The 8008-nt window shown below is 64.7% G+C and carries 8 protein-coding genes; 2 read left to right on the top strand and 6 right to left on the bottom strand.

Annotated elements, in window-relative coordinates; genetic code table 11:
• Positions 1 to 675 (top strand): CoA transferase subunit A (locus BMX67_RS18295; protein ID WP_090738025.1); only part of this gene is annotated, 675 nt, incomplete at its 5' end.
• A gap of 2 nt (positions 676 to 677) precedes the next feature.
• Complete coding sequence (locus BMX67_RS18290) at positions 678 to 1319, top strand: CoA transferase subunit B (protein ID WP_175479789.1); 642 nt, start codon at positions 678 to 680, stop codon at positions 1317 to 1319.
• 112 nt (positions 1320 to 1431) lie between these two features.
• On the opposite strand, the gene BMX67_RS18285 is transcribed toward BMX67_RS18290, so the two are convergent.
• The 6 genes from BMX67_RS18285 to BMX67_RS18260 form a co-directional block, all read right to left on the bottom strand.
• Positions 1432 to 1962: a gamma carbonic anhydrase family protein gene (locus BMX67_RS18285; RefSeq protein ID WP_090738018.1), complete on the bottom strand. Its 531-nt coding sequence runs from the start codon at positions 1960 to 1962 to the stop codon at positions 1432 to 1434.
• A 353-nt stretch (positions 1963 to 2315) separates the two neighbouring features.
• Entirely contained in the window at positions 2316 to 3251 is a 936-nt protein-coding gene (locus tag BMX67_RS18280) for an ABC transporter substrate-binding protein (protein WP_425438990.1), read from the bottom strand.
• A gap of 59 nt (positions 3252 to 3310) precedes the next feature.
• Positions 3311 to 4309 carry an ABC transporter permease gene (locus tag BMX67_RS18275; protein WP_175479978.1) on the bottom strand — a complete coding sequence of 333 codons (999 nt, stop codon included), beginning with the start codon at positions 4307 to 4309 and terminating at the stop codon, positions 3311 to 3313.
• Positions 4309 to 5811 (bottom strand): sugar ABC transporter ATP-binding protein, encoded by a 1503-nt coding sequence (locus tag BMX67_RS18270; protein ID WP_090738012.1) that lies wholly within the window; start codon positions 5809 to 5811, stop codon positions 4309 to 4311. The genes BMX67_RS18275 and BMX67_RS18270 overlap by 1 nt, the downstream gene beginning before the upstream one ends.
• Positions 5808 to 6950, bottom strand: coding sequence for a Gfo/Idh/MocA family protein (locus tag BMX67_RS18265; protein WP_245739522.1), 1143 nt, complete (start codon positions 6948 to 6950; stop codon positions 5808 to 5810). Before BMX67_RS18265 ends, BMX67_RS18270 begins: the two co-directional genes overlap by 4 nt.
• Complete coding sequence (locus BMX67_RS18260; RefSeq protein ID WP_090738010.1) at positions 6947 to 8002, bottom strand: sugar phosphate isomerase/epimerase family protein; 1056 nt, start codon at positions 8000 to 8002, stop codon at positions 6947 to 6949. The genes BMX67_RS18265 and BMX67_RS18260 overlap by 4 nt, the downstream gene beginning before the upstream one ends.
• Positions 8003 to 8008: the final 6 nt, after the last annotated feature.

Raw genomic sequence — 8008 nt, 5'->3', positions numbered from 1 at the left:
GCCCTTTCCGGGCTTTTGCATGACGGGATGACGATCTCGGCCGGGGGGTTCGGTCTTTGCGGGATTCCCGAGCTGCTGATTGATGCGATCGTGGACAGCGGCGTCAAGGACCTGACCATCGCAAGCAACAATTGCGGCGTCGACGGCTTTGGTCTGGGCAAGCTGCTGGACACTAGGCAGATCAGGAAGATGATCAGCTCTTACGTCGGTGAGAACGCCGAATTCATGCGTCAGTACCTGTCGGGCGAGCTGGAGCTGGAATTCAACCCGCAGGGCACGCTGGCCGAACGGATGCGCGCCGGCGGCAGCGGCATCCCGGGCTTTTACACCAAGACCGGCGTCGGCACCCAGATCGCCGAGGGCAAGGAGGTCAAGATCTTTGACGGCGAGGAATATATCCTCGAACGCGGGATCGTCTCGGACCTGGCGATCGTGAAGGCGTGGAAGGCCGACGACACCGGCAATCTGGTGTTCCGCAAGACCGCGCGCAACTTCAACCCGCCCGCCGCCATGTCCGGCCGCATCTGCGTGGTCGAGGTCGAGGAAATCGTCGAACGCGGCAGCCTGGACCCCGATCACATCCACCTGCCCGGCATCTATGTGCATCGCATCATCCAGGGCGATCACGAAAAGCGCATCGAAAAAGTCACCACCCGCAAGCGTGAGGAGGCGTGATCATGGCCAATGAAATGAAAGGCTGGGATCGTGACCAGATGGCCGCCCGCGCGGCCGAGGAACTGGAAGACGGCATGTATGTGAACCTCGGCATCGGGATCCCGACGCTGGTCGCCAATTACACCGGCGACAAGGACATCACGCTGCAATCGGAAAACGGCATGCTGGGCATGGGCCCCTTCCCCTATGAGGGCGAAGAGGATCCCGACCTGATCAATGCCGGCAAGCAGACCATCACCGAATTGTCGCGCACCTCGTATTTCGACAGCGCGACCAGCTTTGGCATGATCCGCGGCGGCAAGATCGCGGCGGCGATTCTGGGCGCGATGGAAGTGGCCGAGAACGGCGATCTGGCGAACTGGATGATCCCCGGCAAGCTGGTCAAGGGCATGGGCGGCGCGATGGATCTGGTCGCGGGCGTCAAGCGCGTGATCGTGGTCATGGACCACACCAACAAGGCCGGCGAATCCAAGCTGCTGAAGGAATGCACCCTGCCGCTGACCGGCAAGGGCGTGGTCAATCGCATCATCACCAATCTGGGCGTTCTGGACGTGGTCGAGGGCGGGCTGAAGATCGTCGAGACCGCCGATGGCGTGACCGAAGCCGACCTCCGCGCCGCCACCGAAGCCACCATCGTCACCTGACCGGCATGATCACAACCAAACGCAAACGGGGGGCAAAGCCCCCCGTTCGCTGTTGTACCGCCTTGGTTTTCGGTCGGATATGCGGAACGGCAAATCCGGTTCGCGCAGGGCCTTATGCGATGGGGTGCATTTCGCGTGCAAATCGCTGCCAGTTCCGAACGTAGTTTCGCGCCGGTTTCTGCAGGGCTTCGATGCCCTCGGGTGTCAGCGGACGGATCACCTTGGCGGGGCTGCCCATCACAAGCGATCCGTCAGGGATTTCCTTGCCTTCCGTGACCAGCGCTCCGGCACCGATCAGGCAGTTCCTGCCGATCCTTGCGCCGTTCAGGATCGTCGCCCCCATGCCGATCAGCGTTCCGTCGCCGATGCTGCAGCCGTGGACGATCGCGCGATGCCCGATCGTGACGCCGGTCCCGATCCTTACCGGAAAGCCCGGATCGGCATGGATCATCGCATGTTCCTGAATATTCGTGCCGTCGCCGATGGTCAGCGGCTCCTTGTCGCCGCGCAGGACGGCGCCGAACCAGATCCCCACATCGCGACCCAGCGTGACGTCGCCGATCACATAGGCAGTCGGCGCGACCCAGAAACTGTTCGGACCTGCGGTCTGGGGGCTTTTGTCGCCAAGGGCACAAATCGGCATGGGCGGCTTCCTTTTCGGTACGGGCAAGCCGATCATGGCGGGACTTGCGCTGTTCACGGGACGAGGCCAAGCTAACAGCGATCAATATCAATGTATATAGGTATATATGTTAATGGTGTGCTGCGATGGGCCTTGAGGATGTGACCGCCCTTCGGCGACGTTGACGTGCGGCACAGGGGGCCGGTCAACGTCGCAGACGATCACTGTCGCGCCTGATCTTGCGGAAGACACTGCGCCTGCGAGAGGTCCAAGGTTTTTGGAACCAGCCTTCGGCCCGCGTCATGGCACCTTCGGTCGGTTGTGGCCTTCGCAGTGGGGGCCATGAACCCGGCCCAAAAGGGCCGGGCCGTGGATCAGAACGGGCTGTCGGGATAGTAGTACTCGGCCGCGTTCTCGGGGGTGACCAGGACCGAGCCGATGGTGAATTCGCCCGAAACCGGTGCGGTCGAGGTCAGCCCCACCGCGGTCAGTTCGATCGCCGTGGCGATCATCGCCGGGGGATAGGTGACGTTCGCGGGCACCATGGGGTCATTGTCGCGGGTGCGGGCGATCATCTCTTTCATGCCGGCACCGCCAAGGACGAACTGGATATCCTCGCGGCCCGCGGCCTCGATCGCGGCCAGAACGCCGATCGCCATGTCGTCATCCGATGCCCAGACCGCGTCTATGCTGTCGTATTTCGACAGGAAATCCTGCATCACGGTAAAGCTGTCATCGCGGTTCCAGTTGCCATGCTCCATCCCCAGAACCTCGATGCCCGAGCCTTCGATGGCGGCCTCGAACCCTTCGACGCGTTCGTTGTCGATGGTGGTGGGAATGCCGCGCAGCGCCACGATCTTGCCGCCGTCGGGCAGGGCGTCGGCCATGAATTCGCCAGAGACACGCCCGAAGCCCGCATTGTCGCCCGCGACATAAAGATCCTCGATCCCCTCGACCGACAGGCCGCGATCGACGACCGTGACCCAGGCGCCGCTATCGGCCACCGCCTGCACCGGGGCGGTCAGCGGTTCGGATTCGAAGGGCAGGACAACCAGCGCGTCGATGTTGCGGGTGGCGATCATGTCCTCGATGTCGTTGACCTGCTTGCCCGCATCCGATGCCGTCGCCAGCACGAAATCCAGCTGCGGATAGACCTCTTCCAGCCGCTCGACCGCCTGCTGGGCGTGAAAGTTCATGCCCCCGGCCCAGCCATGGGTCGCGGCGGGGATCGACACGCCGATGACCTTGGTATCCTCCTGCGCCGCCGCCGGCAGCGCAAGCGCGCCCACCGCGATCACCGCGCCTGTCATCTTGCTGATCTTCATGGTTCAACCTCCTCTTGACCACGTTCCTCGGATGCCGGACGACCTCAGCCTTCGGCACGCTTTTCGCGCTGCAGGATCACAGCGAGAATGATGATGACCCCCTGGATGGCGCCGTTCAGATAGGGCGACACGCCATCGGTGAGGTTCAGGATGTTGTCGATCAGCGACAGGATCAGGACCCCCACGACGGTTCCCCAGACCCGGCCGAAACCGCCCTTCAGCATGGTTCCCCCGATGATGACGGCGGCGATCGCCTCCAGTTCCCACAGGACGCCGGTGCTGGAGGATGCGGCGCCCAGCCGGGGCACATACATGATCGTGGCGATGCCCACGAGAATGCCCAGAAACACATAGGTCGTCAGCCGCACCCGGTTCACATCGACCGAGGAATAGCGCGCGACGCGGTCGTTCGACCCGACCGCCGCCGCATGGCGTCCGAAGGCCGCGCGGCGCATCACCACCTCGCCGCAGATAGCGACAAGGGCAAAGACGATGATCGGAAAGCTGATCCCCAGGATCCCGTTGAAATAGATGGGCCGGATCAGCGTCCGCATCCCGAAATCGAGGCTGAGCGTGCCGCCATCCGCAAGCCAGGTCACCAGGCTGCGATAGATCCCCATGGTCCCAAGCGTGACGATGAACGCCTCGATCCGCATCGTGGTGATCAGAAAGCCGTTGATCATGCCGGCAAGCGTCCCCGCTACGATGGCGGTCGCCATGCCCGCGATGGCCAGTGGCCATCCGGCGCCCAGCACGGGAAGCAGCGCGTTCATCACCAGGATCATCAGCCCGGCGATGAAGGCCGCCATCGACCCGACCGACAGGTCCAGCCCACCCGACGTGATGACGAAGGTCATCCCCACCGCGATGATCCCGATGAAGGCGCTGCGCGACAGCACATTCGTGATGTTGCCCGCGCTGAGGAAGTTGCCGTTCAGCAGCGCACCGATCAAGACAAGTGCAGCCAGCGCCAGCAGCGGCCCCAGCACACGCAGATCAGGCCGCCATCCCCGTTCCAGTCGTTCCGCCGAACTCATTGCCATCACCCTGTCCCTGCATGTTCCGCCTGAAGCCCCATGGCCAGGCGCACGATCCGTTCTTCGGTCATGTCCGCGCGGGCGACCTCGCCCATGATGCGACCGGACCGCATGACCAGCGCGCGGTCGGCCAGTCCGATGATCTCCTGCATCTCGGAACTGATGACGATGATCGACCTGCCCGCCGCCGCCAGCGCATGGATGAATTCGTAGATCTGCTGCTTGGTCCCGATATCGATGCCGCGCGTCGGTTCGTCGATGATGACGATATCGGGTTCGGCCAGCATGATCTTGGCGATCAGAAGCTTCTGCTGGTTGCCGCCCGACAGATTGCCGACCGCGATGCCACGCGACGGGGCGCGGATGTCGAATTCGGCGATGGCGCGGGTCAGCGCCTGTTCCTCGGCGCGGGTGTCGATCAGCCAGTTGGTGAAGTCCCCGAGGCATTGAAGCGTCAGGTTCTCTCTCATGCCCTGCGACAGCAGAAGCCCGCGGCTTTTGCGGTCCTCGGTCAGATAGCACATCCCAAGGGCCTGCGCGTCGCGGGGGGCGCGGATCGAGACGTCGCGGCCCGCGATCTGGATCCGCCCGGTGGCCGCGCGCAGGCCGACCAACCCCTCCATCAGCTCGGTCCGGCCCGATCCGATCAGGCCCGCAAGACCCAGGATCTCTCCTTGACGCAGATCGAACGAGACATCGTCGGCAAAGCCTGGCACGGTCAGCCCCTGAACGCGCAAGGCGATGCCCGATCCGACCGGCACGGCCCGCGCGGGATAGAGCGAAGACACGTCGCGGCCCACCATCGCCTCGGCCATGGCGTCCTCGGTGTAATCCGCGACCCGGCCCTGCGCCACGACCGCGCCGTCGCGCATGATGGTAAGGCTGTCGCAGATGCGGCGAACCTCGTCCAGCTTGTGAGAGGTGAACAGGATCGCGACCCCGGCGGCCTTCAGGCGCGCGATCTGGCCGAACAGGACATCGACCTCGTGCGTGGTCAGAACGGCGGTCGGTTCGTCCATGATCAGCACGCGGGCGTCGCGTTGCAGGGCCTTCGCGATCTCGACCATCTGCTTGTCCGGGTTCGAGATGTCGGCGATCCGCGCATCGACCGGAACCCGGCAGTCCAGCCGGTCCAGAAGGGCGCGCGCCTCGGCCCGCATCGCGGCCTTGTCCAGAAACGGGCCGCGCTTCTTCTCGCGGCCCAGAAAGATGTTCTGCTCGACCGTCAGCCGGTCGGCCAGGTTGAATTCCTGATGGATCAGCACGACGCCCTGCGCCTCGGCCGCCTGGCTGTCGGCATGGGTGACCGGCACGCCGTCCAGCAGGACCTGCCCGGATGTGGGGGCCAGATAGCCCGACATGATCTTCATCGTCGTGGACTTGCCCGCGCCGTTCTCGCCGATCAGGGCGTGGACCTCTCCGGGGGCAAGTGCGATATCGATGCCGTGCAGCACCTCGACCTGGCCGAAGCTTCGGCGCACGGCCCGCAGCTCCAGCAGCGCGGTCATAGCGTTGTCCAGGCGGAATCGGCGCGGGACGATGCGACGCAGGCCCGGATGAAGGCCATCCCGTCCAGGCCCTGCGCGATCCCCGGCAGCAGGCCCATCGCCTGATCGCGCGGGGTGCCGGCCTGCACCGCGCGTATCGCGTCGGCGGCTTCGGCATAGATGTTGGCAAAACCCTCCAGGTACCCCTCGGGATGCCCGCCCGGTATGCGAGAGACCGCGCCCGCCGCCGCATTCGCGCCGGCGCCGTTGCGCGTCAGCAGGCGCTTGGTCTGACCGTGCGGGGTGAACCACAGGTAATTCGGGTCCTCTTGCAGCCATTCGAGGCCACCCTTGTCGCCATAGACGCGCAGCCGCAGGGCATTCTCGTTGCCCGGCGCCACCTGCGACGACCACAGCATCCCGCGCACGCCGTCGCCGAAGCGCAGCATCACATGGGCGTTGTCGTCCAGCGTCCGGTTCGCGCCGAAGGATTGCAGATCGGCGGCAAGGCTTTCGACCCGCAGACCCGTCACGAAGCAGGCAAGGTTATGTGCATGCGTGCCGATATCCCCGATCGACCCGCCTGCGCCGGATCGGGCCGGATCGGTGCGCCATTCGGCCTGCTTCACGCCCTCGGCCTCGGCCGGGTCGGTCAGCCAGTCCTGCGGATATTCGACCTGAACGATGCGCAGCTGGCCCAGATCGCCCGCAAGGACCATGTTCCGCGCCTGCCGGATCATGGGATAGCCGGTATAGTTGTGGGTCAGCACGAACAGCGCATCCGAGCGCGCGACCGCCTCGGCCATGGCGGCGGCATCCGCATCGGTGGCGGTCAGGGGCTTGTCGCAGATGACGTGGATGCCGCGTTCAAGAAACGCCTTGGCCGCCGCGTAATGCATGTGGTTCGGCGTCACGATGGCGACGGCTTCGATCCCGTCCTCGCGCGCGGCCTCGGCTGCGGCCATCTCGTCGAAGGTGCCATAGGATCGCGGGATGCCAAGGGCGCGCGCGCTTTCCTCTGAACGTTCCGGGGTCGAGGACAGCGCCCCGGCCACCAGTTCGAACCTGTCGTCGATCCGTGCGGCGATGCGGTGGACGCCGCCGATGAAGGCGTCCCTGCCGCCGCCGACCATTCCCAGCTTGATCCGTGCCGTCATCATGAAATCCCCAGCATCCTGCGGTTCGCGGCCTGATCGGTGCCACCATCCGCGAAATCGTCGAAGGCCTTGTCGGTGACGCGGATGATGTGATCCGCGACAAAGCGTGCGCCTTCGCGCGCGCCGTCCTCGGGATGCTTCAGGCAGCATTCCCATTCGACGACCGCCCATCCGTCGAAATCGTTGGCTGCCATCTTGGAAAACACCGCGCCGAAATCCACCTGCCCGTCGCCAAGCGACCGGAACCGGCCCGCCCGGTTCACCCAGCTTTGAAAGCCGGAATAGACGCCCTGCCTGCCGGTCGGATTGAATTCCGCATCCTTGACGTGGAACATGCGGATGCGGTCGCGATAGATGTCGATATTGTCCAGATAATCAAGGCATTGCAGGACATAGTGCGACGGATCGTACAGCATGCAGGCGCGGGCATGATTGCCCGTACGTTCAAGGAACATCTCGTAGCTGATGCCGTCATGCAGATCCTCGCCCGGGTGGATCTCATAACAGATGTCGACGCCGCAGTCCTCGGCATGGTCCAGGATCGGTCGCCAGCGCCGCGCCAGTTCGTCGAATGCGGTCTCGACCAGGCCCGCGGGCCGCTGCGGCCAAGGATAGACATAGGGCCAGGCCAACGCCCCCGAGAAGGTGGCATGCGCCCCGATCCCCAAATTGCGCGAGGCCGAGATCGCCTTGGTGACCTGATCGACGGCCCATGCCTGCCGCGCCGCCGGATTGCCGCGCACGGACGGGTCGGCGAAGCCGTCGAAGGCCGCGTCATAGGCCGGATGCACCGCGACCAGCTGCCCCTGCAGATGGGTCGACAGTTCCGTCACCTCGATCCCGTTCGCGGCGGCCTGTCCCTTGAACTCGTCGCAGTAATCCTTGCTGGTCGCGGCCTTTTCAAGGTCGAACAGCCGCGCATCCCAGCTGGGCACCTGAACGCCCCTGTATCCGCAATCGGCGGCCCAACGGGTGATGCCGTCCCAACTGTCGAAAGGTGCCTGATCGCCGGCGAACTGCGCCAGGAACAGGGCAGGGCCCTTGATGGTCTTCATGTTCTC

The sequence above is a fragment of the Paracoccus homiensis genome, from assembly GCF_900111675.1.
GTDB classification, from domain to species: Bacteria; Pseudomonadota; Alphaproteobacteria; order Rhodobacterales; family Rhodobacteraceae; genus Paracoccus; species Paracoccus homiensis.
This window is presented reverse-complemented; position numbering and strand designations above follow the sequence as displayed.